This is a genomic window from Streptomyces bathyalis (assembly GCF_015910445.1).
Taxonomy (GTDB): Bacteria; Actinomycetota; Actinomycetes; order Streptomycetales; family Streptomycetaceae; genus Streptomyces; species Streptomyces bathyalis.
Window position 1 is genome coordinate 2,681,469 of record NZ_CP048882.1, and the last position, 25,806, is coordinate 2,707,274.

General features: G+C 69.8%; 21 protein-coding genes and 1 pseudogene. 8 read left to right on the forward strand and 14 right to left on the reverse strand.

What is annotated here, in order from left to right; genetic code table 11:
• Window positions 1-34 precede the first annotated feature (34 nt).
• Window positions 35-658, forward strand: coding sequence for a 2'-5' RNA ligase family protein (locus tag G4Z16_RS11500; RefSeq protein ID WP_197350721.1), 624 nt, complete (start codon window positions 35-37; stop codon window positions 656-658).
• A 68-nt stretch (window positions 659-726) separates the two neighbouring features.
• Window positions 727-1,506 (forward strand): annotated as a pseudogene (locus tag G4Z16_RS11505) (YihY/virulence factor BrkB family protein); the annotation flags it as partial.
• A 169-nt stretch (window positions 1,507-1,675) separates the two neighbouring features.
• Here the strand turns inward: G4Z16_RS11505 and G4Z16_RS11510 are convergent.
• Window positions 1,676-3,109: a D-alanyl-D-alanine carboxypeptidase family protein gene (locus tag G4Z16_RS11510; RefSeq protein ID WP_197354392.1), complete on the reverse strand. Its 1,434-nt coding sequence runs from the start codon at window positions 3,107-3,109 to the stop codon at window positions 1,676-1,678.
• Between the two features lie 141 nt (window positions 3,110-3,250).
• On the opposite strand from G4Z16_RS11510, the gene G4Z16_RS11515 reads away from it, so the two are divergent.
• The 3 genes from G4Z16_RS11515 to G4Z16_RS11525 all read left to right on the forward strand — a co-directional run bounded on the left by G4Z16_RS11515 (window position 3,251) and on the right by G4Z16_RS11525 (window position 5,918).
• Entirely contained in the window at window positions 3,251-3,547 is a 297-nt protein-coding gene (locus G4Z16_RS11515) for an SCO4848 family membrane protein (RefSeq protein WP_197350722.1), read from the forward strand.
• A gap of 14 nt (window positions 3,548-3,561) precedes the next feature.
• Window positions 3,562-4,920, forward strand: a complete 1,359-nt coding sequence (locus G4Z16_RS11520; protein WP_197350723.1) for a metallophosphoesterase — start codon at window positions 3,562-3,564, stop codon at window positions 4,918-4,920.
• A gap of 251 nt (window positions 4,921-5,171) precedes the next feature.
• Entirely contained in the window at window positions 5,172-5,918 is a 747-nt protein-coding gene (locus G4Z16_RS11525) for an isocitrate lyase/PEP mutase family protein (RefSeq protein ID WP_197350724.1), read from the forward strand.
• 157 nt (window positions 5,919-6,075) lie between these two features.
• Here the strand turns inward: G4Z16_RS11525 and G4Z16_RS11530 are convergent, their stop codons facing one another.
• From G4Z16_RS11530 to G4Z16_RS11585, 12 genes are all read right to left on the reverse strand, one after another.
• Complete coding sequence (locus G4Z16_RS11530) at window positions 6,076-7,038, reverse strand: ABC transporter substrate-binding protein (RefSeq protein ID WP_197350725.1); 963 nt, start codon at window positions 7,036-7,038, stop codon at window positions 6,076-6,078.
• A 70-nt stretch (window positions 7,039-7,108) separates the two neighbouring features.
• The gene (locus G4Z16_RS11535) at window positions 7,109-9,151 is read right to left on the reverse strand and encodes an ABC transporter permease (protein WP_197350726.1); all 2,043 of its coding nucleotides are present in this window, start codon (window positions 9,149-9,151) and stop codon (window positions 7,109-7,111) included.
• A gap of 70 nt (window positions 9,152-9,221) precedes the next feature.
• The gene (locus G4Z16_RS11540) at window positions 9,222-10,328 is read right to left on the reverse strand and encodes a quaternary amine ABC transporter ATP-binding protein (protein WP_197350727.1); all 1,107 of its coding nucleotides are present in this window, start codon (window positions 10,326-10,328) and stop codon (window positions 9,222-9,224) included.
• Window positions 10,328-11,899, reverse strand: coding sequence for a GMC family oxidoreductase (locus tag G4Z16_RS11545; RefSeq protein ID WP_197350728.1), 1,572 nt, complete (start codon window positions 11,897-11,899; stop codon window positions 10,328-10,330). The genes G4Z16_RS11540 and G4Z16_RS11545 overlap by 1 nt, the downstream gene beginning before the upstream one ends.
• 72 nt (window positions 11,900-11,971) lie before the next feature.
• Window positions 11,972-13,474 carry an aldehyde dehydrogenase family protein gene (locus G4Z16_RS11550; RefSeq protein WP_197350729.1) on the reverse strand — a complete coding sequence of 501 codons (1,503 nt, stop codon included), beginning with the start codon at window positions 13,472-13,474 and terminating at the stop codon, window positions 11,972-11,974.
• 462 nt (window positions 13,475-13,936) lie between these two features.
• On the reverse strand, window positions 13,937-14,755 hold the full coding sequence (locus G4Z16_RS11555; protein WP_197350730.1) for a hypothetical protein: 819 nt from the start codon (window positions 14,753-14,755) through the stop codon (window positions 13,937-13,939).
• 22 nt (window positions 14,756-14,777) lie between these two features.
• Complete coding sequence (locus G4Z16_RS11560) at window positions 14,778-15,218, reverse strand: hypothetical protein (RefSeq protein ID WP_197350731.1); 441 nt, start codon at window positions 15,216-15,218, stop codon at window positions 14,778-14,780.
• Window positions 15,218-17,071: a hypothetical protein gene (locus G4Z16_RS11565; protein WP_197350732.1), complete on the reverse strand. Its 1,854-nt coding sequence runs from the start codon at window positions 17,069-17,071 to the stop codon at window positions 15,218-15,220. Before G4Z16_RS11565 ends, G4Z16_RS11560 begins: the two co-directional genes overlap by 1 nt.
• Before the next feature lie 440 nt (window positions 17,072-17,511).
• Entirely contained in the window at window positions 17,512-18,501 is a 990-nt protein-coding gene (locus G4Z16_RS11570) for a malate dehydrogenase (RefSeq protein WP_197350733.1), read from the reverse strand.
• Between the two features lie 526 nt (window positions 18,502-19,027).
• Window positions 19,028-20,605, reverse strand: a complete 1,578-nt coding sequence (locus G4Z16_RS11575) for a DUF2690 domain-containing protein (RefSeq protein ID WP_246530802.1) — start codon at window positions 20,603-20,605, stop codon at window positions 19,028-19,030.
• Between the two features lie 329 nt (window positions 20,606-20,934).
• Entirely contained in the window at window positions 20,935-21,342 is a 408-nt protein-coding gene (locus G4Z16_RS11580) for a DUF3017 domain-containing protein (protein ID WP_197350734.1), read from the reverse strand.
• A gap of 5 nt (window positions 21,343-21,347) precedes the next feature.
• Entirely contained in the window at window positions 21,348-22,205 is an 858-nt protein-coding gene (locus G4Z16_RS11585; protein ID WP_197350735.1) for a bifunctional methylenetetrahydrofolate dehydrogenase/methenyltetrahydrofolate cyclohydrolase, read from the reverse strand.
• Between the two features lie 342 nt (window positions 22,206-22,547).
• Here G4Z16_RS11585 and G4Z16_RS11590 point away from each other — a divergent pair, with 342 nt between their 5' ends.
• Both G4Z16_RS11590 and G4Z16_RS11595 read left to right on the forward strand, forming a co-directional pair.
• A complete protein-coding gene (locus G4Z16_RS11590; RefSeq protein ID WP_246530803.1) occupies window positions 22,548-23,309 on the forward strand; it encodes an RDD family protein in 762 nt (253 codons plus the stop codon).
• A gap of 170 nt (window positions 23,310-23,479) precedes the next feature.
• On the forward strand, window positions 23,480-24,220 hold the full coding sequence (locus G4Z16_RS11595; RefSeq protein ID WP_197350737.1) for a hypothetical protein: 741 nt from the start codon (window positions 23,480-23,482) through the stop codon (window positions 24,218-24,220).
• Window positions 24,221-24,329: 109 nt separating this feature from the next.
• Here the strand turns inward: G4Z16_RS11595 and G4Z16_RS11600 are convergent, their stop codons facing one another.
• On the reverse strand, window positions 24,330-24,839 hold the full coding sequence (locus G4Z16_RS11600) for a hypothetical protein (RefSeq protein ID WP_197350738.1): 510 nt from the start codon (window positions 24,837-24,839) through the stop codon (window positions 24,330-24,332).
• Between the two features lie 291 nt (window positions 24,840-25,130).
• Between G4Z16_RS11600 and G4Z16_RS11605 the strand changes: the two genes are divergently transcribed.
• Window positions 25,131-25,742 carry a hypothetical protein gene (locus G4Z16_RS11605; RefSeq protein ID WP_197350739.1) on the forward strand — a complete coding sequence of 204 codons (612 nt, stop codon included), beginning with the start codon at window positions 25,131-25,133 and terminating at the stop codon, window positions 25,740-25,742.
• Window positions 25,743-25,806 lie beyond the last annotated feature (64 nt).

Here is a 25,806-nt window from a genome sequence, read left to right on the forward strand (position 1 = left end):
CGGGGACCGGCCATCGAGCAGGGAGGAGCACGAGGTGGGGACCGTCACAATCGGCGTTTCGATCGCCGTCCCCGAGCCGCACGGCAGCCTGCTCCAGCAGCGGCGTGCGAGCTTCGGCGACCCGGCGGCCCACGGCATCCCCACCCACATCACGCTGCTCCCGCCGACGGAGGCCGACCCGGCCGACCGTCCGGTGATCGAGGCGCACCTGGCGCGGGTAGCCGCGGCCGGGCGCCCGTTCACGCTGCGCCTGTCGGGCACCGACACCTTCCGTCCGCTCTCCCCCGTCGTCTTCGTGCGGCTCGTCGAGGGTGCGTCGGCCTGCTCCTGGCTCCAGGAGCAGGTGCGCTCTCCGGAGGGCCCTGTGGCGCGGGAGCTGGCCTTCCCGTACCACCCGCACGTCACCGTCGCGCACGGAATCTCCGAGGAGTCGATGGACCGGGCGTACGAGGAGCTGGCCGGCTTCGAGGCGTCCTGGACGGCCACGGGCTTCGCGCTGTACGAGCAGGGCTCAGACCTGGTGTGGCGGCTCCAGCGGAAGTTCACCTTCGGCTCGGGCGAGGAGACAGCGTTGTCCGTCTCCGGCGTTCCGCGGCAGGTGCCGCAGCCCTTCCCCGTCTGCGGGGACGGCGCGGACTCCTTCGCCCCGCTGCGCTGACCGCACCGGTGCGGGTGCGGCCCCACTCCCTGCTGGATTAGAGCCTGCTCAGCGGGTAATCGCTGATCATGGAGTGGCTGACAAAGCTGCCAGTGATCGGCCCCGTGGCGGCGTGGTTCTTCCGGACCCGCGTCTGGCGGGTCTACCAGCATCTGGACGAGCACAAGTGGAACCGGCACGCCGCGTCCGTCACGTTCACCAGCTTCATCTCCCTCTTCCCCATGCTCGCGGTCTTCGCAGCCGTCGGGGCATCGCTGCTGGACCCGGAGCGGATGCGGGCCGTGCAACGCACGATCGACCGTCAAGTACCGGGCATCTCCGGGGAACTGGATCTGCAGTCCCTGGCCGACAACGCCGGCACGATCGGGCTCGTCGCGGGTGCGCTGCTCGTCGTCACCGGCGTCAACTGGGTGGGCACGCTCCGGGAAAGCCTGCGTGCCCTGTGGGACCTGGAGGAGGACCCGGGCAACCCGGTCGTGCTGAGGCTCAAGGACCTGGGCGCACTGGCCGGGCTCGGACTCGTCGGGCTCTTCTCGCTCGCTGGGTCCGCGTTCGCCGTCTCCGCGGTCGGCTGGGCGGCCGGGCAAGTGGGGATCCGCGAGGAAGGCGTCGGTACGTTCCTGCTGAGCGCCGCGGGTTACGCGGCGGCGCTGGCCGCCGACTTCGCGCTGCTGTGGTATGCGCTGACGGTTCTGCCCGGGGTACGTCCGCCCCGCCGTGCGACCGTCCTCGCCTGCACGATGGGCGCGGTCGGTTTCGAGCTGCTGAAGCTGCTGCTGGGCGGCTATCTGCGGGGCGTCGCGACGAAGAGTCTCTACGGTGCCTTCGGTACGCCCATCGCGCTGCTGCTGTGGATCAGCTTCATGGCGAAGCTGATGCTCTTCTGCGCCTCGTGGACGGCGACGGAACGCACCCGCAAGCCCATCGAGGACATCGACGCGCTGGGTAGCGGCGCGCCCGAACCCGTGGAGTCCGAACGCGCGGCTCACGTACGCGACGAGGAGAACCGGGGCGGCGTCAGTCGGGCTTCCGGACCGACACCGGATCCGAGCCCGACGCGGGGTCCTGACCGGAAGAGTCCGGAGGATCCGCCGCGCCGGCGGAGGCTTTCGGGTCCGCGTCGGAGGCGGACTCGGAGGCGGAGTCCGTCCGGGAAGCGGAACCCTCCGGAGGGGAAGCCTGAACGAACGGAAGGCGGCGCAGCTTCGCCAGATCCGGGATCGGCCAGCGACGGTGGACCGCGTAGGCGACCGCCGCCACCACGACCAGACAGGCGGCGGTGATGCCCAGGGCGACGCCCGCGCCGCCCGAGTTCTCGCCGTCCTCACCGCTGCCCGCAGTGGCCTTCCCGCCGGCCTTGCCGCGGTCCTTGCTGTCACCGGACTTCCCGGAGGAGCTGATGCCGACGGGGGCGACGAGTTCACCCACCGGTTCGACCTTGTCGGCGGCCTTGAAGCCCCAGTCGAAGAGCTTGGCGGTCTCCTTGTAGACCTCCAGGCCGCCCTGCCGGTCGTCCGGGTGCATGCAGGTCACCAGCAGCACCCGGTCGCCGTGCTGTGCGACGCCGGTGAACGTCGCCCCTGCCTTCGAGGTCGAGCCGTTCTTCACGCCGGCGATGCCCGGGTAGGGGTCCAGGCCGATGTCGCCGGTCAGCAGGCGGTTGGTGTTCTGGATCTCGTACGTCTCGCGCTTCTTCTTCCCCTTTTTCTCCTCGCCGGGGAACTGTGCGCGCGCCGTCGAGGCGTATTCGCGGAAGTCGGCCTTCTGCATTCCGTTGCGCGCGAAGAGCGTCAGGTCGTACGCGGAGGAGACCTGGCCCTTCTTGTCGTAGCCGTCCGGGCTGACGACGTTGGTGTCGTCGGCACGCAACTTCTTTGCCTGGTCGTTCATTTCACGGACCGTCTTGTCCTTGCCGCCGTTCATCGAGGCGAGGACGTGGACCGCGTCGTTGCCCGAACGCAGGAAGACACCGCGCCACAGATCCCGCACGGAGTAGGTCTGATCCTCCTTCACGCCGACGAGGCTGCTGCCCTCGCCCATCCCCTCCAAGTCGGACGCCTCGACCTTGTGCGTCTTCGTCTTCGGGAACTTCGGCAGCACGGTGTCGGCGAAGAGCATCTTCAGGGTGCTGGCGGGCGGCAGCTTCCAGTGCGCGTTGTTGGCGGCGAGCACCTTCCCTGATTCGGCGTCGGAGACGATCCAGGAACGTGCCGTGATGCCCTCGGGGAGTTCCGGCGGCTTCTGGCCCTGCTTGGGCTTCATCTGCGTACCGGGCGAGCCGAGCAGCTTCCCGCCGACCTGCGACATGCGGGCCGGCGGCTGCGGGTCCTTGCCGTCGTCGGTCACTGCACGGGCGGGCGGAGCCCCCGGGGACGCCGCGTGAGCGGTGCCGCTGAGCGATGCGGGGACGAGAAGCGCGAGGGACAAGGCGGCTGCGGCTGTCGCGGGCATGCGCACGGCGCGAAGTGAGGAAGTCGGCACAGGGCGAAATTACATCCCCCTCGAACACTTGTGGACATCGCAGTCCCCCGTAGGGCCCGTCAGTTGGCCCCTCCCGGCGTACTCGGTTAGGCCGATAGCCATACTTGACCCATGAGTCAGTCTGCGGACGCACGGTCCTCACCGCCTTCTCCTCGCCCTCTCGGTCTCAGCCGTCGCGTGTCCTGGTTCCTGCTCGCCTTCGGGGTCTGGTCCTGGTTCGTCTGGATCACCTTCGTGAAGAACCTCTGGAAGGACGGCAGCGGACTGGCCTTCGACGACGCCGGCGAGCCGACCGGTTACTTTTGGGTTCATCTGCTGCTCGCGATCGTGTCGTTCCTGCTGGGCACGGCGATCGGCGTCATCGGTCTCCGGGGGCTGCGGGCTCTGCGGGCAAGACCCGCGGAATGAGGGGGTGACGGGCCGTGGCCGTGGTCTTCGTGGTCATCGCAGTGACGGTGTTCGTGCTGATGGGGTGCGCCCACTGGTACCTGTGGCGGCGGCTCGTACGTGACGTGTCCGCGCCCGGCACCCTGTGGCGTCGTACGGGGACGGTGCTGGCGTTCGTACTGCCTGTGCTGGTGATCACCACCGTCGTGGTGGGCCGCAGCGGTGCGCCCTTCGTGCTCCAGCGTGTGCTCGCATGGCCCGGCTACATGTGGCTGGCTCTGCTGCTGTATCTGCTGATGGCCCTCGCCGTCGGAGAGGCCGTGCGGCCGCTGCTCCGTCGCGTACTGGCGCGCCGGGCGGCTGCCGCCGCCGCTGCCGGGGCGGGACCCGGTCCGGCCCCGGAGACGCCGCGGGGCGCGACGTCGCAGGCAGCCGCGGAGGACGAGGGTGCGGGCGGTGCGGTGACCGCGACGGCCACGAGAGCGCCGGGCGGGAAGGCGGGGACCGAAGGCGCCGTCGCGGAAGACGAGGGCTCGAACGGCTCCGGCAGTGCCGAGGACGCCGGGGCGACCTCGCGGAGGCTTTTCGTGGCCCGCGCGGTCGCGGCGGGCGCCACCCTGGCCGCGGCCGGGACCGTGAGTGCGGGCGCGTACAACCTGCTCAACGGGCCGACGCTCAAGCGCGTCACCGTGCCGCTCGCCAAGTTGCCGCGCGCCGCGCACGGTTACCGCATCGCGGTCGTCAGCGACATCCATCTGGGCACCGTGCTGGGGCGTTCCCACGCCGAGCGGGTCGTCCGCACCATCAACAGCGCCCAGCCCGATCTGGTCGCGATCGTCGGCGACCTCGTCGACGGGACGGTCGAGGACCTGGGCCCTGCGGCAGCCCCGCTGCGTCAACTGCGTTCGAGGAACGGCTCGTTCTTCGTCACCGGCAACCACGAGTACTTCGGCGACGCCGGGGCGTGGGTGGACCACCTGCGCGAACTGGGCGTGCGCCCGCTGGAGAACGCGCGTGTGGAGATGCCGGGCTTCGACCTGGCGGGGGTCAACGACGTACGCGGTGAGGACAGCGGCGAGGGCCCGGACTTCGAGAAGGCGCTGGGCGACCGCGACAGAGCACGCGCCTCGGTGCTCCTCGCGCACCAGCCCGTGCAGATCCACGAATCGGTCGAGTACGGCGTGGACCTCCAGCTGTCGGGACACACCCACGGCGGGCAGATCTTCCCCTTCCACCTGGTGGTGGCCCTCGCCAACCCGACGGTGGCGGGGCTGGAGCGCTACGGCGACACGCAGCTGTACGTCACGCGCGGAGCGGGTTCGTGGGGTCCGCCGGTACGGGTGGGCGCCGACCCGGACGTCACCGTCGTACAGCTCGCCTCGAAGCAGGCGTGAAGCCTGCCGCGCGGCGGCGACCGCCGCCTGCGGCACGGTTCCTGGCGCGGGCTCACCGGACCGGCACCGGCTCGCGCACGATCCACATCGAGCACATCGTCCGGACCGGCGGCTGACCAAGCGGCTCGGGAGATTCGGCGGCTGCTGTCGGTGGCGGCTCGTAGAGTCGCCACCATGACGACGACAACTGAGCGCCTCCCGGTGACGACCCGAGCGGTCCCGGCGGGGTTCGCCGCGGAGTGGGGCGCGCGATGAGTGCGAGCACCGGCGGGGACGCCGGCGTCGCACGCCTGCGGTCGCTGCACCAGGGCCGCGCCCCCGGTGATCCGCTCGTTCTGCCCGGCCCGTGGGACGCGGCGAGCGCACGCATCTTCGCGGACGCCGGTTTCGAGGCCCTGGCCACGCCCAGTCACGGGGTCTCGCTCTCGCTGGGGTACGCGGACGGCGAGACCCCGGCCGATGAGATGTTCGCCGCGGTCGCCAGGATCGTGCGAGCGGTGGACGTGCCGGTGACGGCGGACATCGAGCGGGGCTACGGGCTGCCACCGGGGCAGATCGTGGAGCGGCTGCTGGAGAGCGGCGCCGTCGGCTGCAATCTGGAGGACTCCGAGGGCGGCGAGCTGGTCGATCCTCGGCGGCAGGCCGACTTCCTGTCGCAGGTGCACGAGGCCGCGGAAGGGCGACTGCTCATCAACGCCCGCGTCGACAGCTATCTGCGCGGCTCGGAGGCTCCCCTGGCCGACGCGCTGGAGCGCGGACGTCTCTATGTGGAGGCGGGCGCCGAGTGCGTCTATCCGATGAGGGCGCCGCTCGGCGACATCGGCGTTCTGGCAGGGGAGTTGAAGGTCCCGATCAACGCGTGGTCCCCGGCGGGCGACAGCCCGTCGCCGCGCGAACTCGGCGCGGCGGGCGCCTCCCGCATCACCTTCGGCGGCGGGCTCGCTCACCTTGCGAGGGCGGCGGTGAAGGAACTGGCCGAGCGGCTGCGCGACGCCTGACGCCCGGCCGGAGGGCCGGCTCCACGCCGGGCGCCGGGCGCCGGCCGTCGAGGCAACGCGGTTGACACGCACGGCGCGAACGCGACGGGGCCGGGACCCCTGAGCGGTGTCCCGGCCCCGTCGCGAGAGCGTGTGCCTCAGCGGTGACGCGACGGCGTCACTTCTTCGGCATCCACTTCTCCCACGTGGACTTGTTCGCCTTGATCCACTTCTCGGCCGCGTCCTCCGGCTTCATCTTCTTGCCGGCGATGTTGCCCGCGACCTCGTTCTGGTCCTTGGTGGTCCACTTGAACTTCTTGATGAACTTCGCGGCGTCGCTGTTCTCCTTCGCGAAGTCCGCGTTCAGGAACTTCTCGAGCTGGTTGGTCTCGTAGCCGCACTTCGCCTTCGCCGCCGGCTCCTCACAGCCCGGCGTGTACTTCGGCAGCTCGATCTCGACCATGTCGATCTTGTTGTTCATCCACTGCGGCTCCCACCAGTAGGTGAGGAACGGCTTCTTGGCGTCGTAGAGCCGCTGGATCTCCTTCAGCTGCGCCGCCTCGGCACCGCTGGGGATGTGCTTGTAGTCGAGCTTGAGGTTCTTGATCAGTTCCTTGTCGTGCTGCGAGTACGAAGGGGCGGCACCGATGAAGTGGCCCTTGTCGCCGCTCTCGGAGGTACGGAAGTCCTTGGCGTACTTGTTGAGGTTCTTCCAGTTCTTGATGTCGGGGTGCTTGTCCGCGTAGTACTTCGGCACGAACCAGCCGATGTGCCCGACGACACCGAGGTCGCCGCCGGAGACGACGGTCTTCTTCTCGTCGACGTACTTCTTCTCCTTCTTCGGTACGCCGTGCCAGTCCTCGAGGATGGCGGAGGCCTTGCCGCTGTTGAGCGCGTCGAAGGCGACGGGCTCGTCCATCTGCTTGGCCTCGACCTTCACGTCGAGCTCGTCCTCCAGGAGCTTCTTCACGACCGCGGCGTTCGCCTGCGCGCCGACCCAGGACGGTTCAGCGAGGACGACTTTGTCACCGCTCCCTCCGCCGCTGCTGGTGTCGGCCTTGCCGCACCCGGCGGTGAGGGTGAGCGCGCCCAGGATGCCGATTCCGGCGATGGCCGTGTTGCGTATCTGCTTGTTCTTCATGTTCTGACCTGTTTTCTCTTCTCGGGGTAGAAGGTTCCGACGGGGGTGGGGGTGGCGTTTGTGTGGGCGCCTACTCACGGGGGCGCCCTCCGGCCGGCTGTGAGATCCGGTCGAGCATGATGCCGAGGCAGACGATGGCGATACCTGCGGGCAGGCCCAGTGAGAGGTCGCCCTTGGACAGGCCACGCACGACGTCGTAGCCGAGCGCGCCGCCGCCGATGAGGCCGGCGATGACGACCATCGACAGCACCAGCACGACGCCCTGGTTGACGCCGACCAGCAGCGACTTGCGTGCCAGCGGCAGCTGTACGCCGAAGAGCTGCTGCTTGCTGGTCGCGCCGAGCGAACGGGCAGCCTCCATCGCCGCGGGGTCGACGTAGCGCAGGCCCTGCGCTGTGATGCGGATGACCGCCGGGCAGGCGTAGATGACGGCCGCGATGATGCCCGCGCTGCGGCTCAGGCCGACGAGGGCGATCACCGGGATCAGGTACACGAACTGCGGCATCGTCTGCATCGTGTCGAGCACCGGACGCAGCATCCGCTCCACCCGCTCGATCCGCGCGGCGAGGATGCCCAGCACGATGCCGATCGCCACGGTCACCACCAGGCCCGCGATCACCTGCGAGAACGTGTCCATGGACAGCTCCCACAGGCCCATCACGCCGATCAGGCACAGGCAGATGACGGCGGTCAGCGCGGCACGCCAGGTGCCGACGATCCATCCGATGACACCGACCAGCAGCGCCAGCGCCCACCACGGGGTCGTCTCCAGGCCGGAGCGCAGGGGGTTGAGCACGTAGACCGTGAAGCCCTTCGCCCAGACCTCCGTTCCGCCCACCAGAGGAACTCCATGGCCGATCGTGGCGGTGAGCCAGTCGACGGCGTCCTGCAGGGGACGGGTGAGGTCCACGGTCCATGCGTCGGGCCACTCACGCTCGGCGATCGCGGAGCCGATCGCGGCGAAGAGGCCGATCAGTACGACGACCAGGCCCCACACGGCCCGCCGCACCCGCGTCATGAGACGCGTCGCGCCGACGGTCACGGTGGCGTCCAGGCGCTCCCCCGCCGCCGCCGTCGTACGGTCCAGCAGCACGGCGATCAGCACGACGGCGACGCCTGCGGTGAGCGCCGTGCCGACGTCGAGGCTTCCGAGCGCCTGGTAGATCTCGTCACCCAGACCCTCCGAGCCGATGAGGGAGGCGAGAACGACCATGGACAGGCACATCATGATCGCCTGATTGAGGCCGAGCATCATCTGCTTGCGCGCCAGCGGCAACCGCGCCGTCCACAGCCGCTGCCATGAACTCGCGCCCAGGGATGCGGAGGCCTCCAGAGCCGCGGGATCGGCGCTGCGCAGCCCGAGCGAGGTGAGCCGCGCCATCGGCGGAGCCGCGTAGATGACGGTCGCGATCAGAGCGGACGGCACGCCGACACCGAACATCAGCAGCAGCGGCAGCAGATATGCGAAGGCCGGCATGACCTGCATGGTGTCGAAGACCGGACGCAGCATCCGCTCGAAGCGGTCCGAGAGTCCGGCTCCGAGCCCGAGCAGCAGACCCAGCACGGCGGAGGCGAAGACGGCCACCGTCATCAGGGCCAGCGTCTCCATCGTGGCCGCCCACATGTTCAGCACGCCGCAGGCGATGAAGACGCCCAGCGTGGTGCCGCCGGTGCGCAGCGCGCGGCGGGAGATGTCGGAACCTCCGGCCGCCCAGCCGACCAGCGTGCCGACGAGGGTGACGCCGACCCAGCCCATCGCGTCGAAGAGGCTGACGATGCCGTCCACCGAGGACTCGGCGGCGTTGCTGATGTGCAGCAGGAAGTAGAGGAAGATCGGGCTCTTCTCGCGGTTGTCGACGAGCCAGTTGTCCAGGTCGTTGAGCGGCGTCTTGATGTCGACGGTCCAGCCGCTGGGCCAGACACCGGAGCCGCCGACCGCGGCGCTGACGAGTACGACCAGGACCGCGAAGACGAGCGCCAGCACCCTGGGGTCGCGTGCGAGAACCGCCAGCCGGCTCGGGGGTACCTGCTTCTCCGGCCGGTTGTCGGGCTGCTGCGGCGTGGATGCGCCGGGTGCCCGCTCGCCCTTCTCGGAGATGGTGGGGGTGCTCATGCCGGCCTCACCGTCCCGGTCTCGTCGCCGGAGCAGGCCCGCCGTGCGGCGGGCGCTGTGAAGCGGGTGCTCATACGGCGGCCACCTCCTTGTCCTTGCCCGAGTCGGCTTCTCCGTCACCGTTGTCGCCGTCGAGGCCCGCGACGACGTTGAGCAGGCAGGCGTGGTCGATGACGCCTATCGTCCGTCCGTCGTCGACGACGCGGAGGTTCTCGCCGCTGCGGGCGACGGCCTCGATCGCGTCGGAGACCAGCGTGTCCGGCGAGACGTCGGCACCGCGGTCGGCCTCGGCCTTCTCCGCGGGGCGCATGGCGCGGCGCACGGAAATGACCTGCTCGCGGGGGACGTCGCGGACGAAGTCGCGGACGTAGTCGTCCGCGGGGTTGGCGACGATCTCCTCGGGCGTGCCGAGCTGCACGATCTCGCCGTCCCGCATCAGCAGAATCCGGTCGCCCAGGCGCAGCGCCTCGGACAGGTCGTGCGTGATGAAGATCATCGTCCGGCCCTCCTCGCGGTGCAGCCGGATGACCTCCTCCTGCATGTCCCGGCGGATCAGCGGGTCGAGGGCGCTGAACGGCTCGTCGAACAGCAGCACTTCGGGGTCGACGGCGAGCGCGCGGGCCAGCCCGACGCGCTGCTGCTGACCACCGGAGAGCTGTACGGGGCGGCGGTCGCCGAGGCCCTGGAGGCCGACCTTCTCGACCATCTCGTTGCCCTTGGCGCGGCGCTCGTGCTTCGACATGCCCTGGATCTCCAGGCCGTAGGCGACGTTGTCGGTCACCGTGCGGTGCGGCAGCAGGCCGAAGTTCTGGAAGACCATGGCGGTGCGGTGGCGGCGCAGCTCGCGCAGGCGCTGCTTGTCCATGGCGCGCACGTCCTCGCCGTCCATCTCCAGCACGCCGGCGGTCGGCTCGATGAGGCGGGTGAGGCAGCGCACGAGCGTGGACTTGCCGGAGCCCGAGAGGCCCATGACGACGAAGACCTCGCCCTTGCGTACGTCGAAGGAGACGTCGCGGACGGCAGCGGTGCAGCCGGTGCGCTTCGTCAGTTCGGCGGCGGAGAGCCCGGCGAGTTCCTTGTCGCCGGGCACCCGATGTGCCTTGGGGCCGAACACCTTCCACAGATTGCGGACGGAGAACACCGGGTTGACCGGGGCGGACTCGTGGGTCTCGGACATCACGCAACACCTCCCGGTGCCGTAGTCGTAGTGGGTCGATCGGATCGGATGAGATCAGCGGCCTTCTCCCCGACCATCAGCACACCGATCATCGGGTTGACCGCGGGCATGGTGGGGAAGACGGAGGCGTCCGCGACGCGGATGCCCTCCAGTCCGCGGATCCTCAGCTGGGGGTCCACGACGGCGAGGGCGTCGTCGTGGGCGCCCATCCGGCAGGTGCCGGCGGGGTGGTAGACGGTGTGGGCCACCTTGCGCGCGTACTCGCTGATGTCCGCGTCGGAGGTGACGTCGGGGCCGGGGCACACCTCGCGCTTGAGCCAGCCGGCGAACGGCTCGGTGTTCGCGACCTGCCGGGCGGCCTTGATGCCGTCGACGAGTGTGCGGCCGTCGTAGTCGTCCTCGTCCGTGAAGTACCGGAAGTCCAGGGCCGGTTTGACGGACGGGTCCGCCGAGGTGAGGTAAAGGCGCCCGCGGCTGCGCGGCTTGGGGATGTTGGGCGTCAACGACACGCCGTGCGGGGGCCGTTCGTAGCCCAGCCGCTCGGGATTGTCGGTGAAGGGGATCTGGTAGAAGTGGAACATCAGGTCGGGTCCGGCCGACTCCGGGTCCCGGCGCAGGAAGAGCCCGGCGTCGGAGTCCATCGCGGAGTTGTCGGGGATGGGCCCGTCCGTCTCCCAGACGATCACGGACTCGGGGTGGTCCAGCAGGTTCTCCCCGACACCGGGCAGGTCGTGCGCGACGGGGAGGCCGAGCGCCTCCAGATCCGCCTTCGGGCCGATGCCCGAGTGCATCAGCAGCCTCGGGGTGTCCACGGCGCCCGCGCACACCAGCACCTCGCTCGCCGCGGAGATCAGCCGTTCCGTGCCGTCCTTGCCGCGGACGTGCACGCCGGTCGCCTTGTTGCCTTCGAGCTGGAGCCGGTACGCCCAGGTCTCCAGGAGGATGTCGAGGTTCGGGCGGTCACCGGCCTCGATGTGGGGGTGCAGGTAGGCGACGGACGCCGAGGAGCGCTTGTTGGTCTCCGGGTGGTACGAGAGGTCGAAGAAGCCGACGCCCTCGTGGAAGGGCTGCTTGTTGAAACCATCGACCTCGGGAACGTCCAGCGCGTCCTTGGCGGCGGCGATGAAGTCGCGGGCGATCGCGTTGCGGTCCTGCTCACCGACGGGCACGACGTTGTTGCGCAGCTTGGCGAAGTAGGGGTCCATGGCGGCGGAACCCCAGCCCTTGGCGCCGCCGGCCTCCCACTCGTCCCAGTCGGACGGCAGCGGCTTGAAGGAGATCAGGGTGTTGTGCGACGAACAGCCGCCGAGCACCTTCGCCCGGCTGTGCCGGATGTGCGAGTTGCCGCGTGGCTGTTCGGTGGTGGGGTAGTCGTAGTCGAGCTCGCCGCCGAGCAGGCCGAGCCAGCGGCGCAGTGTGAGCACCTCGGGTCGGTCGATGTCGGACGGACCGCCCTCGATGAGTGCGACGGTGACGTCCGGGTCCTCGGTGAGCCGTGAGGCGATCACCGACCCGGCCGTACCGCCGCCGACTATGACGTAGTCGTAGGTGGATATGTCTTCTCTGGACATTTCCGCGTTGTGCTCCTTGGGGTTCACGCGTAGGGACGGAGAGGACGAGGCTGGCATGGTGCGGCTGCTCCGTCAGCCGGAGAACCAGCGGACCGGTTCGGGACGCAGGTTCTCGTACACGTGCTTGGTCTCGCGGTACTCGGCGAGTCCGTGCGGGCCCAGCTCACGGCCCACGCCGGACTTGCCGAATCCACCCCACTCGGCCTGCGGCAGATAGGGGTGGAAGTCATTGATCCACACGGTCCCGTGGCGCAGACGGGCCGCGACGCGGCGGGCTCGCGCGGTGTCCGCGGAGAACACGCCGCCTGCGAGGCCGTACTCGGTGTCGTTCGCCAGCGCCACCGCTTCGTCCTCGGTCCGGAAGGTCTCGACGGTGAGGATAGGCCCGAAGGTCTCCTCCCGGATCACCTTCATGCGCCGGTGACAGTTGTCGAGGACCGTCGGCGAGTAGAAGTAGCCGTCGGCCGGCCGCACGTCGGACGGCTCGGGGCGCTCCCCGCCGCTGCGCAGCACAGCGCCCTCGTCCAGCGCCGACGCCACGTACGCCTCGGTCTTGGCCAGCTGCTGCGCGGAGACCAGCGGTCCGCACTCGACGCCCTTCTCGGTGCCGCGGCCCAGGCGGATGCGCTGGGCGCGGCCGGCCAGCTCGGAGACGAATCGCTCACGCACCGACTCCTCGATGATGAGGCGTGCACCGGCGGAGCAGACCTGGCCGCTGTGGATGAAGGCCGCGTTCAGGGCCTGGTCGACGGCGGTGTCGAAGCCCTCGTCGGTGGCGCAGGCGTCGGCGAAGACGACGTTGGGGTTCTTGCCGCCCAGCTCCAGGGCCACCTTCTTCACGCTGGGGGCGGCGGCCTGGGCGACCTTCGTACCGGAGACGAGGCCGCCGGTGAAGGAGACGAGATCCACGTCGGGGTGCTCGGACAGGCGCGCGCCGACGGGGTCGCCGGGCCCGGTCACCAGGTTCGCAACACCCGCGGGAAGACCGGCCTCGGCGAGCAGCTTCACCAGGTGGATCGTGGTCATGGGGGTGATCTCGCTGGGCTTGATCACGAAGGTGTTCCCGGCAGCCAGCGCCGGGGCGATCTTCCAACTGGCCTGGAGCAGCGGGTAGTTCCACGGCGTGATCATGGCGCAGACGCCGACGGGCTCGTGCACGACGACGCTGTGCACGTCCGGGTCACCCGCGTCGACGACACGGCCGCCGGACTCGCCGGTGACGAGGTCGGCGAAGTAGCGGAAGGCCGCGGTGACGTCGTCGACGTCGATCCGGCCCTCTTCCCATGTCTTGCCAGCGTCCCGCGACTCCGTGAGGCCTATCTCCTCGCGGTCGCGCTGGAGGAGGTCCGCGACCCGGCGGAGAAGCGCGGCCCGCTCGGCGACCGGTGTACGGGGCCAGTCGCCCTCGTCGAAGGCACGGCGGGCGGCGGCGACGGCGGCGTCGGTGTCCGGAGCACCGCCCTCGGCCACGACGGCGAGCGTGGTGGCGTCGGCGGGGTCGAGGATCTCCCGTGTCCCGCCGGCTTGCGCGGAGCGCCAGTCGCCGTCGATATGAATGCTTTCGATTTCGGACACCTTCTGTACTGCCTTCCAAGCTCTAAATGACGCATCGTGTCACGAAAAAATCACATCGCGATCACGGTGAAATAAGGCCATGCGCTGGTCACATGACAAGAGCGAACCCTGCCCCGTCTCGGCGTTTGCATGTCCGTCCGTGGCAGATAAGTGGGGTTCCTCACCAGTCGATGTGCGGCGGTGGAGGACGAAGGGCCCGGTTGACGCCCTCTGAGAGCGTTTATAACGATTTCGATTGCGAGCCTGGCCGATTCTTTCGCCTTCCGTGGCGGGCGCTATTGACGGCTCCGACCGCAGTGATCAAGGCCTTGTCCGGTTCTGCGGGCATACCGGTGGGCCGTGCGGCCGCGGGACGAACCGGCGCGACAGCGACGACCGGCAGGCGTCAGCGAAGGGCGGCCGGAGGCAGCGACGAGTTCGAAGCGACGACTACAAAGCGGAGGGGCCGGCGCCCCTCAGCCGTCACGGACCGGCTGACCCGCCGAGTCCGTCGTCCCCGCCCGCGCCGCAGTCCATACCGGCCGGGCAGAAGAAGGCCAGCGCGGTGTCCAGGCGCGCCTTCTCCTCCCGCGACGCGTCATCCGTGTCCGGCCCGTATGCCACGAGCGCGTACAGCTCGCCGTCCTGGGCCTCGAAGCGGTGGTCGATGACGCGGCGCGTTCCGCCGTGGTCATCCGAGTCATAGGTGTACTCGAGGCGGGCTGCCGGACCGTCGCCGCCGTCGATGCGGTCGAGGGACTCGCGGTCGTAGTTCTCGTTCTTCTCGGCGTTCGTCTCCGCCAGCTGCAGGGACTCGTACGGGTCCGAGTCCTGCACCCAGAAGACCTGGAGCTGGCTGGAGCGGCCCGGCTCCTCGTAGAAGACGGCCTGGGCGCCGCCTTCCCGGCCCTCGGTGCGGCGTTCCCACCCCCGCGGAACGGCGAGGCTGAAGCCCTCCGGGTCGTTCGCGATCTCGAAGCCGTCGGGCGGGCTGGACTCGGCCGGCCCGCTGGGACCGGCCGTGTCGGCCGGCTCCTCCCCGGCGCCCGCCTGGTCGCCGTCCTGTTGCGATGTGCCGGCCGGGTCGGGGACGACCACCTGCGACCGGTTGTCCGGCGGGCCCGGCTCGTCCTTCCAGCCGAGCGTCCACGCGCCGAAGGCGAGCCCGCACACCGCGAGCACCGCCAACACGCTTTTGGCCGAACGCCGTTGCTGCCGCGCGGACTCCGTGTGCTGCCGCGCCCGCAGAGTTTCCGCGTCGCGGTCCACCCAGCGCTGCTGGTCGGCGTCGAAACGGATCACCGGACCTCACCTCTCACGTCGCTCACCCCAGCACCTGCGCGGCGGCCTGCACGACCGCGGCCGCGGACGCGAGCATGCCGACGGCGCTCGCACCCGCCTCCAGCCGGTCGCGCAGCCGGGCGACGCGGCCGGGCCCGGCACTGCCCGTACGAGTGATCTCGCCCTCGATCTCGACCAGTTCGCCGTCGACCGCGGCGGTCTCGGCGGTGGCCGCAAGGACCCGCATGTCCGCACGCAGCGCCCGCACCGCCTCCAGGAGCGCGAGCGTCGCCTCGTCAGTCCCCGCTGGCGGAACGGGACTGCCGTACGAAGTCGCCCGGCCGTGCGCACCAGTGGCGATGGCTCCGCCCGACATGTTCCCGATGTGCACCGCTCCGCCGCCGCCCCCGGTCGTGTGCTCCTGGGCCGGCTCGGACTCCGGTTCCTGCCGGGCTCCCTGCTCACGTTCGTCGCCGTGCCGCATCACACCGGGCTCCTCTCCACGTGCTGCGCGTTGCCGTGCGCGCCCGTGGCCACGGCCCCGCCGCTCATGTCCTCGATGTAGACGCCGCCGTCACGCACGTTCACGATCTGCTGCTCGAAGCGGTCCGTACGGAAGCCGCGCTGCTCGAGCGCGTCGCGCACGCCGCTGGCGATCCTGTCCTGGACGGTCTTGATGTACCGGCTGACGTCCATCTCCTGGAACAGCGACAGGTCGTTGGTGCTCGCCAACTCCCTTACGGAGATGAGAGGGGCGTCGGGCGCCGCGTACTCCGGCGAGCTGAGCCAGACGCGGAAGACCGACAGCATCGTGCGGGCGGCGGCGATCCCCGCCGCCGCGGTGGCCGCGGGCGCCGTGAGAAACGCGAGCAGACCTTCGCGCATCGAGCCGCCCGCACGGCGATCGACGATGGCGTCGACCTCCCTGAACTCCTCGGCGACCGGCCCCAGTACGTGAGGGACGACCTCCAGCACGAGCATCCCGCCCTGCGTGTGGACGCGCACGAGCAGCGAGACGACCACTTGCTCCTGCCAGGAGCCGACGCGGATGCGGAGAAAGTGCCGGCGTGCCTCACCGCCGTCGTCAGCGGCCTCATCGAGGTGCTGCTGGACGTTGTCGTCCACGTAGACACCGCTGTCGCGGCGGACGCCGGACGGCAGGTAGACGAACTCCTCGATCTCCAGGGCGCGCAGGCTGTCCCTGCTGGTGCGGGCCGTCGCTTCGCGCAGCGCCACGAGCCGGGGAATGATCATGTCGATGACGTGGCGGCTGGAGAGGTGGTGCGACGGTGTCAGGTGTGCCTGCGCCTCCGGGACCGCGCCGTCCTGCAGTTGCGTGTCGAGCGGCTGCCCGGCGGGCGCCGGCTCCACCGCGTACCCCTGCGCCTGTGCCTGCGCCGCGAGGGTCTTGTGCACCTTGTGCTTCCCCGAAGCACCGTGCGGGGCCTGGGGCGGGACGGCCGGTTCGATGACGGGCGTGTCCTTCTTGGGCCGCAGTTCCAGCGCGAAGGACCACGGCTTGTGCGGGACGCCGGCGCCGACGAACGGACGGTTCGCGTCGTACAGGGTCGCCGATGCGTGCTGTTCGAGGTCGATCGCGTCACCGATGCGCCGGTAGCGCTCGGCGTGAGGCAGTTCGGGCTGCTGCGCCGTGGCGAAGGTCTCGCGGCTGAGCTGCTCCCGCAGAGCCGACGTCACCCTGATCCGGTGCAGCCAGACCACCGCGACCATCAACAGCGGAAAGATCACCGGATAGGGGTTGTCAGTGATGCCGGCGACGGCGGTGATCCAGTAGCCCGCGGCGAAGGCACGGGCGGCGTACGTGACCGCCATGCCCAGCCGGCGCCGTATCGCGGACCGGAAGGACTTGCGCGGCGTCCTCGTCCCCGCGTACAGCAGCGTCTCCCGGCCCGAGATCGCACGGCCCGCCCACAGGGCGAGGACGACGCCGGCGTAGAAGAGCACCCAGCTGGTGGGCCGTTCCGCCATCGACGAGAGCTGGTCGTCACCCAGGAACAGGGCGAGGGAAAGGAATTCGTCGAGAGGCAGGTCGAAGTTCCCGCCGAACTGGTCGTCCAGGGAGTCCCACGTCAGCAGTACGGAGACGAGGAAGAATCCGATCCACACGGCCAGCAACGCGAGCGCCGTCCTCACCTCCTGCCGCCGCGCCTGCAAGGCGTGGGCAAGTACAGGACGCAAGTCCACGCCCAGCGACGGCGGAACGGGACGCTCGGCATGCCCGACCAGCTCGTCGATGACGCGCTCACGGAATCCGGCGTTCAACCGCGCACCGGCGCACAGCAGACGCGTCGCCTCACTGTGAGCATGCGTGCGCATTGAGTAACTCATGAGTAGCCCCGATTTCCCCAAGGTCTGTTCCAGGGATTGGCCATGAACATACCCGAGGACCGCCTCCTCGACCACGGCAGCGAAATCCCTGTGGATAACGCTTCGGGAACGCTGGGGAATCGACGGCGCGAAAGCACGGAAATGCGAGAACTACCCCTGTGGAGCGGGGAGTTGGACGGCGCGACTGCCGCGTGCCGGGAGAGAGCCGGCACTCGCGGAGGCGCGGCGCACCCGTGCGTCGTCAACGGCAGGGGCAGCGTCAACGGCAGCGGCAGCGGCAGCGGCCGGGAAACGGAACGGGCCCGGGCGGCGGGATGTGTACTCCCTTGCCGCACGGGCCCGTTGCGTCCGTGCATTCACGCGGTTCACCGTGAAGTGCCTTGCTTCTCAGGCCACGGAACGCGCACCGCGTCGCGCCGGCCTGTGCCTCAGAGCAGACCGAGACCGCGGACCGCTTCGCGCTCCTCCGCCAGCTCCTGCACGGACGCGTCGATGCGGGGACGCGAGAACTCGTTGATGTCCAGGCCCTGGACGATCTCGTACGAGCCTCCCGAGCAGGTCACCGGGAAGGAGGAGATCAGGCCCTCCGGGACACCGTACGAACCGTCGGAGGGGATGCCCATCGACGTCCAGTCGCCGGCCGGTGTGCCGTTGACCCAGGTGTTGACGTGGTCGATCGCCGCGTTGGCGGCAGATGCCGCCGAGGAGGCGCCACGCGCCTCGATGATGGCGGCGCCGCGCTTGGCGACGGTCGGGATGAACTCCTCGGCCAGCCACTTCTCGTCGTTCACGGTCTCGGCCGCGTTCTTGCCGCCGACCTCGGCGTTGAAGATGTCCGGGTACTGCGTGGCGGAGTGGTTGCCCCAGATCGTCAGCTTCTTGATGTCGGAGACCTGGGAACCGGTCTTCTTGGCGAGCTGCGTGAGCGCGCGGTTGTGGTCGAGGCGCGTCATCGCGGTGAAGCGCTCGGCCGGCACGTCCGGGGCCGCGGCCTGGGCGATGAGGGCATTGGTGTTCGCGGGGTTGCCGACGACGAGAACCCTCACGTCGTCCGCCGCGTGGTCGTTGATGGCCTTGCCCTGCGGCTTGAAGATGCCCCCGTTGGCCTCGAGCAGGTCGCCGCGCTCCATGCCCTTGGTACGCGGACGCGCGCCGACGAGGAGCCCGACGTTGGTGCCGTCGAAGGCGACCTGGGGGTCGTCGGTGATGTCGATGCCCTGCAGCAGGGGGAAGGCGCAGTCGTCGAGCTCCATGGCGGTGCCCTCGGCTGCCTTCAGGGCCGGGGTGATCTCCAGCAGCCGCAGCTTGACGGGCACGTCGGAGCCCAGCAGCTGACCGGAGGCGATACGGAAGAGCAGCGCGTAGCCGATCTGGCCGGCCGCTCCGGTGACGGTGACGTTGACGGGGGTGCGGGTCATGGCGGTCTCCGTAATACCTGGCGGTGGCAGTTTCGAAGGCGGTTCTTTCCCGGGGTACCTCCCTGAGGTCCCTCCCGCCGAAGCGTGGGGGACGACCAGGGGGAGCAACCCGAGGGAACGCGCCCTGCCGTGTGCGGAAGTCTCTCAGGATGTCTCTCTACATCAAGAGACCCCGCGCCAGGCTATCCGACGTCACATACGTACCGGCAGCCGCCCGCGGAAGGAGGGACAACGCGGACGGCTGCCGGTACGGCCAGCCCGTGGGGGGGTGCTGAAAGGGCGCTTTCCCGGGATCGGACGAGCCATGCATGCGCATTCATCCGAGCACCAACGAGATTCGGACAGCTTCAACACCGCCTGAACGACACCGAGTTGAGGCGTGAGTCGACGGACGGGCCGACGGGCGGGGCGAGGGGTGCGTGGAGCTCCGCTGGCCTGCCGGGGTCCGCGGTGAGCCGTCAGCCGCGAGTGGCAATCGGATGCACGGCCATCGGTGGGCGGTCATCTATCAGCGGTGACCGGTGAGTCAGCGCACGGCTTCGCCGGTCCCGGCAGTTGCCTCGGCATTCCCCGTGTCGCCCGACGTGCCCGTGCCCGTGCCGTCCGTCGCCGCGGGGTCAACTGCGTCGCCGGGATCCTCCGAACTCGCCGTTCCCGCCGTCTCCTCGGCACCGGCCTGCCCGGTCGCGTCCAGCTTCGTACAACCCGTGGTGCCCGCCACGAGGGTGGCGCAGGCGCGCGCCTCGGTCGCGGAGGTCACGGCGACCATCTCGGTGTAGGCGTCGTTCGTCGTGCCGACCTTGTCGCTCGCGGCCTCGCCGCCCGCGCTGATCTTGAGGTTGTCTCCCTGCGCCGCACCCGTTATGCGGCCCCATGCGGCCTTGCAGACCTTGCTGTACCGCACCTCGACCATGCTCGGTCCGACGAACGCGGAGTTGCTGCTCTTCACGTTCTGACCGCCGCAGCCCATCTTTTCCGGGTCCTTGCCGTTGCAGCTGTCACCTTGGCACTTCACACCCGCGGGCAGGTCAGGGGCCGAGGCCGTCGGCGAAGGCGTAGGCGCGGCCGATGAGTTGGGGGACCCGCCGGGAAGGCCGAAAACCAGCACGCCGGCGCCCAGGACCGCGAACACGCCCGCCGCGCCCCCGAGAAGCGCCGCGACGCGGCGCCCGCGTGAGGAGCGGCCGCCCTCGGGACCGTGCGGGCCATCCGGTACGCCGTCCCCGTCCGAATCGGGCGTGGCAACTGCCCCGTGGCCGGGGTACGCCGGCGGACCCTGGCCCGGCCGGGGCGGTTCCGTGAGCCCGGGCCCGGTCTTGCCGCCCTCGCCGCCTCGCACGCCGGAGCTGCGGTGCTCGCTCGGCGTGCCCCATGACGCGACGTCGACCCGCTGCGACGGCACCCCGGCCGTCACCGCGCCGCGGCCTCCGTGACTCCCGTGGCCGCGGCCGGCCTGATCGCCGCGACCGCCCTGGCCACCGTGACCACCCTGGCCGGGAAGCGGACGGGGGCGCAGCACGGCTGTCTCGTCGTCCATGGGCGGACGATTCGCGGCAGGAGCGGCGGGAGAGGCATGAGCGGCGGGAGCTGCCGCGGAGCTGTTGCCAGCGGCTCGGATCCTGGAGGTGGAGGGCGGAGCGAAGAAGTCCCAGGAGTCCTGTTGCGAACCCTCGAGAACGACGATGGAGTTCTCCCCCGTCTTCTCCTTCCACTCCTCTTCCTTGGGAGCGGCTTCGGGACCGACGCTCTCGGCGTCCCGCCCCTTGCTCCGCTCCTTGTCGCGGTTCTTGTCCTTCTCCCGAGACTTGTCCTTGTTGCGGCCCCACTTGCGGCCCTTGGCGGGCTCGTCGTCCCAGAACTCGCCTAGGGCTTCACGTGCCTGCGCGACGCGGATGGCCTCCATCGTCACGTCGTGCCGCATCTCGTCGCGGCTCCAGGCCCGTTCGGCCAGCTCCCACATCGTCTCGAGGTGACGGATGTCGGTGCCCGTGACGTCGCCGAGCGCATGCGTGGCTCCGCGCGGCGGCAGCAGCCGTCCGCCCAAGTACCTCTCCCACGAGGACTTGCTGTAGCCCGTGCGGTCAGCGATGGTCGCGACGCTCATTCCGCTTCGGTCTACCAGCCGCCGCAGCTGGCTGGTGAACTCCCGGATCTGTGGGTCCAGTTCCTCCGGTAGCGGCCTCCACCGAGGCATTTCCTCCCCCTCGTCCCCCGAATATGCCGAGTTCCTTCACGCGTTCCCCTAGTCTGCCACCCGCCCCGGCGACTGCTACCGCATCGGCGTTCGCTTCCACATCACTTCTCGGACGCGGCCCATGGGAACCAATAAGCGGCCCGTCCCTCCCGAAGGAAGGGACAGGCCGCCGCGTCGCGCTTCATCACCCCGCTCGGACGGTCTCCCGGAGCGGGGCTTCTACGGCACGAGGGCCGACGTCACCCGCCGTCCCTGCCGACCACGAAGTGAAGGATCTTCTCCAGCACCGGGACGTTCAGCCACGGCTCCGGCTGCGCCATCATCGCCAGAAAGATTATCGAGAGGCCGAGGGCCCCGTAGGTGACGATGTCCGTGTAGCCGGACCGCACGGCCAGCATCCCCACGGACGGCATCACCCATCGCATGACCGCGCCTGCGACCAGCGACAGACCTATGATCAGTGCCCCGGCGCGGAATTCCCCGACAGTCACCAGCAGCCCTGTCAGCACTCCGCAGCAGACCGCCAGCAGCGGCCACTGCCGGTACGGCGCCGCGTGACCGGCGCCCATCGCACGTTGTCCGCCCTCCGGCCGCGCCGTGTCGCGCGTCACCGACGGAAAGCGGCGCGAGGTCCCTCCCACCCGCATCTTCGTCACTCCCCCGCGGTGCGCTCGGCGGCCTCGACGACGTTGACGAGGAGCTGTGCGCGGGTCATCGGCCCCACACCTCCCGGGTTCGGCGAGATCCAGGCCGCGACCTCGGCGACACCGGGGTGCACATCCCCGACGATCTTGCCGTGCTCGTCGCGGCTCACGCCCACGTCGAGGACGGCCGCCCCGGAGCGTACGTCCTCGGGCTTGATCAGATGCGGCACCCCGGCCGCGGCCACGATCACGTCGGCCTGCCTCAGCAGCGCGGGCAGGTCGCGCGTGCCGGTGTGGCACTGCGTCACCGTGGCGTTCTCGCTGCGCCGCGTCAGCAGCAGCGGGATGGAACGGCCGACGGTGATGCCGCGGCCGACGACGACCACATGTGCCCCGGCGAGTTCCACGTCGTGCTTGCGCAGCAGCTGGATGATGCCCTGCGGCGTGCAGGGAAGGGGGCCGGGCTCGTTGAGCACGAGGCGGCCCAGGCTGGTGGGGTGCAGCCCGTCCGCATCCTTGTCAGGGTCCATCAGCCCCAGCACGCGGTTGGTGTCGATGCCCTTGGGCAGCGGCAGCTGGACGATGTAGCCGGTGCAGGCCGGGTCCTCGTTCAGCTCGCGGACGACCGCCTCGATCTCCTCCTGCGTGGCGGTGGCGGGCAGTTCACGCCGGATCGAGCGGACGCCGATCTGTTCGCTGTCGCGGTGCTTGCCGGCGACGTATTTCTGGCTGCCGACGTCGTCACCGACGAGCAGGGTGCCCAGACCGGGCGTGATGCCTCGCGCGCGCAGGGCGTCGACGCGTTCCTTCAGTCCGGTCTTGATCGCTGCTGCCGTGGCCTTGCCATCGAGAATCTGGGCCGTCATGCGTCCATTCTCGCGGATGCGGGGGCCGCTGCCGAAATCGGTACCGGTCCGCAGACACACGTGCCGCTTCGCAGCACAACGCGGGTGTCTGCGTCACGTTTCGGATTCGCCACATTCCCGGATCCAGGTGGACAGCACCGCCATTCGGCCACCAACATGAAGCGCTGGCGCCGTGCTCGTCGACAAGTGTCGACGGCCCGGCGCCGCAAATCGGGGGAGGCACAACGTGCAAGCCGCACAGCTCACGCAGTCCACTCATGGCATCTGCGGGGGCGGACCGGTCGTTCCCCCGAGAACTTCGACCCATTCCGTCCCCTTTCGACCGCTCGGAGGAAGGCACTCGTGAGCTACCCACCGCCGCCTGGCCAGGACCCGAACAACCCGTACGCCCAGCAGCCGCCGCAGCAGCCCCAGCAGGGTTACGGCTATCCGCAGCAGCAGGGCGGCCAGCCCGGCTACGGCTACCCGCAGCAGCCGCAGTACGGACAGCAGCCGCAGCCCGGCGGAATCCCCGGACAGCCCGGGTACGGCTACCCGCAGCAGGCCGGAACCGTGCAGGCCAACAACGGCTACATAAACGTCGGCCACCTCGGCCCGGTGCAGCTGGCGACGATGGGCCAGCGCTTCCTCGCCAGGCTCATCGACGGCCTGATCATCGGCACGATCTACACCCTCATCATGCTTCTCGGCGTGGGCAGCGCCCTCGGTATCGCGTCCAAGGCCGAGGACTGCGGGACGTACACCGACCCCGGTTACAGCGAGTGCATCCAGGAGGCGCAGGAGCAGACGGCGGGCATCCTCGGCACCATGTTCATGGTGATCATGGTGCTCGCGTTCCTCATGCTGTTCTACGAGTGGATGATGATCGCCTTCAAGGGCGCGACGCTCGGCAAGATGGCCATGGGTCTGCGGGTCATCAAGGAGTCCGACGGCCAACTGCCGGGCGCCGGCAGCGGGTTCATCCGCTACATCATCCCCGTGGCGGGCTCCATCGTCTGCGGTGTCGGCACGCTTCTGGTCTACCTGTCGCCGTTCTTCGACAACACCGGCAAACTTCAGGGCTGGCACGACCGCGGGGCTGGAACAGTGGTCATCAAGAAGTGAGTTCGGGGGCTTCGCAACCGCGCTGCGATGCCCCACAGTGAGTGTCCGGTGCAGCTCTGCGCGGCATTGCTCAGCAGCACCATCACGAAGGCCGCGCCGGGTGACAATCGACGCGGCCCTTCGTATGTCCGGGCCGTGCAGCACCGGAACGCCGAAGTGAGGGAAACGCGATGAGCTATCCACCAGAGCCACCGCCCGGCTACCCGTACGGCCGGCGGCCGCGGCAGCCGCAGCAGCCGTACGGCCCTCAGGCACCGCAGCAGCCCGGCTACGGCTTCCCGCAGGCACCGCAACAGCCCGGCTACGACTCGCCCCCGCCGCCTCAGCGGCCCGTCTACGGATCTCCCCAGGTCCCCCAGCGGCCCGTCTACGCATCCCCCCAGGCACCCCAGGCGCCCCAGGCCTTGGAGCCGGTCTACGAGTTGCCGGAGCAGCCCACGGGCGGCTGGCAACTGCCGGTGCAGAGCGGCTACCCGCGCCAGCGCGGCTTCAACTACCCGAACGCACCGAGGTCGATGCCTGGCTCGGTGCACGCCGCCCGCGTGATCATGTTCGTCTTCGGCGGCTTCGGGGTGCTCGGCGCGATCGGCACCTTCTACCAGGCCTCACAGGGGGGCGGCGGGAAGGACGGCGCCTCCGGACCGGCCGCCATCGACCCCGCGATCATGGCCGCGGCCGGAGTCGCCTCACTGGTCCTCGCCGCGACGGCGATCCTCCTGGCCTCACGCTTCAACCGCGGCGGCAACGGCGTCCGCATCGGCGCCATCGCCTTCGGGGCGGTGATCGCGATACTCGGGCTGCTCACCGTCATCGTCGTTGTCGGCATCGTCCCGCTCGGCATCGGTCTCCTGATCATCATCTTCATGGTGAAGCAGGAGGGTTCGGACTGGTTCAAGCGGAAGTACTCCTGAGGGCGCGCTCATCACGCTGAGGACGAGAGCCGTGCGGACCCCGGGCACATCGCGGCGCACAGCCCCCGCAGGCTCCGGGTCCGGCGGCTCCCGGCCGCCCGGGCGGGTCTCAGACGCTCACGGAACGGGCGTAGTTGACCTGCTGCATGATGAAGTGCACGGCCGTCGGGTCGTACACGGGGATCATCGTCGAGTGGAACTTCCCGCCGCTGTTCACGGTCACCTGCACATGGCCTGCCGTGGTCCGCTCCTTCATCAGCAGGAACAGCAGGCCCAGGAAGCAGATGACCAGGAAGACCACAGCGAGGACGATCGCATGCGTGGGTATCTTCTCCTCGGTGCGGGACATGTCCGTCACCGTCCAGACGGCGCCCTTCAGCGGCATCGTGCCCGCCGGCGTGATGATGCCGTCGGGTGTCACGGTGATGTCCCCGATGACGACCAGGGGCTGCGCGTACGCCCCGGCCTGCCCGTACGGCTCGGCGGCACCCGCGCCGGACGGATATCCGTAAGCCCCCTGAGGACCGGGATATCCGTAAGCCGCGCCTCCACCCTGAGGTGGCGTGGGCTCCCCCGCGGGTCCGAACCCGCCCTGCTCCGGCGTCGATCCATCTTTCATGACAACCGAGTATGTCGTACGGCCGACCTCACGTCAGTGGCCACCGCTCCCCCGCGGCATCCGGGCGGCACGCGCTGCTGCCACGGTCATCACGCCACCACGTCGTCCCGCGTGCGGAACGACGGATCCAATGCGCCGCCCCCGGCCCCGCACCCCGCTGACACGAACGTCGGCAGAGCTCCCGAGCGGGTGCGGTGTCACCGCCGCGGCCACACCACGAGAGAATCGACGCGACCTCCGTACATCACGGAGCCGCACGCCCGGAATGTACCGAAATAAAGGAAAACCGCGATGAGTTATCCGCCGGAGCCGCCCAACAACCCGTACGCGAACAATCCGTACGCCGACAATCCGTACTCCCAGCAGCCGCCGCAGCAGCCCCAGCAGGGTTACGGCTACCCGCAGCAGCAGGGCGGCCAGCCCGGCTACGGCTACCCGCAACAGCCCGGCCAACCCGGCTACGGATACCCGCAGGCACCGCCGCCGGGCGGACCGGGGACGGCTCCGGCCGCCCTCCAGAGCAAGGTGAACGCCGTCCGCGTGATGATGTTCATCGCCGGCGGACTTCAGGGCGCCCTGTCGATATTCGCGCTCATCGGGCTCGGGTTCGCCACGAACAGCCTCAACGAGATGGAGAGCGTCACCGACGCCCGGATCGGACTCGGCGTCGCCTACGCGATCTTCGGGGTCTTTCTCGCGCACGCCATCATCGGCATCGTGCTGGGCATCTCGACCCCCAAGGGCGGCAACGGGGTGCGGGTCGGAGGAATCGTCTGGGCCTCGTTCCTCACGCTCTTCGGCCTCCCCGCGCTTCCTTTCGGCCTCATCTGGATGGGAATCGGCATCACATGCATCGTGCTGCTGGCACAGGCCGGCGCCTGGTTCAACAGGCAGCCGTACTGACCGGCGGCCGTGCCGGTCACCCGGGACGCCCGGCGGCCTGCCTCGGGGGCAGGCCGCCGGCACG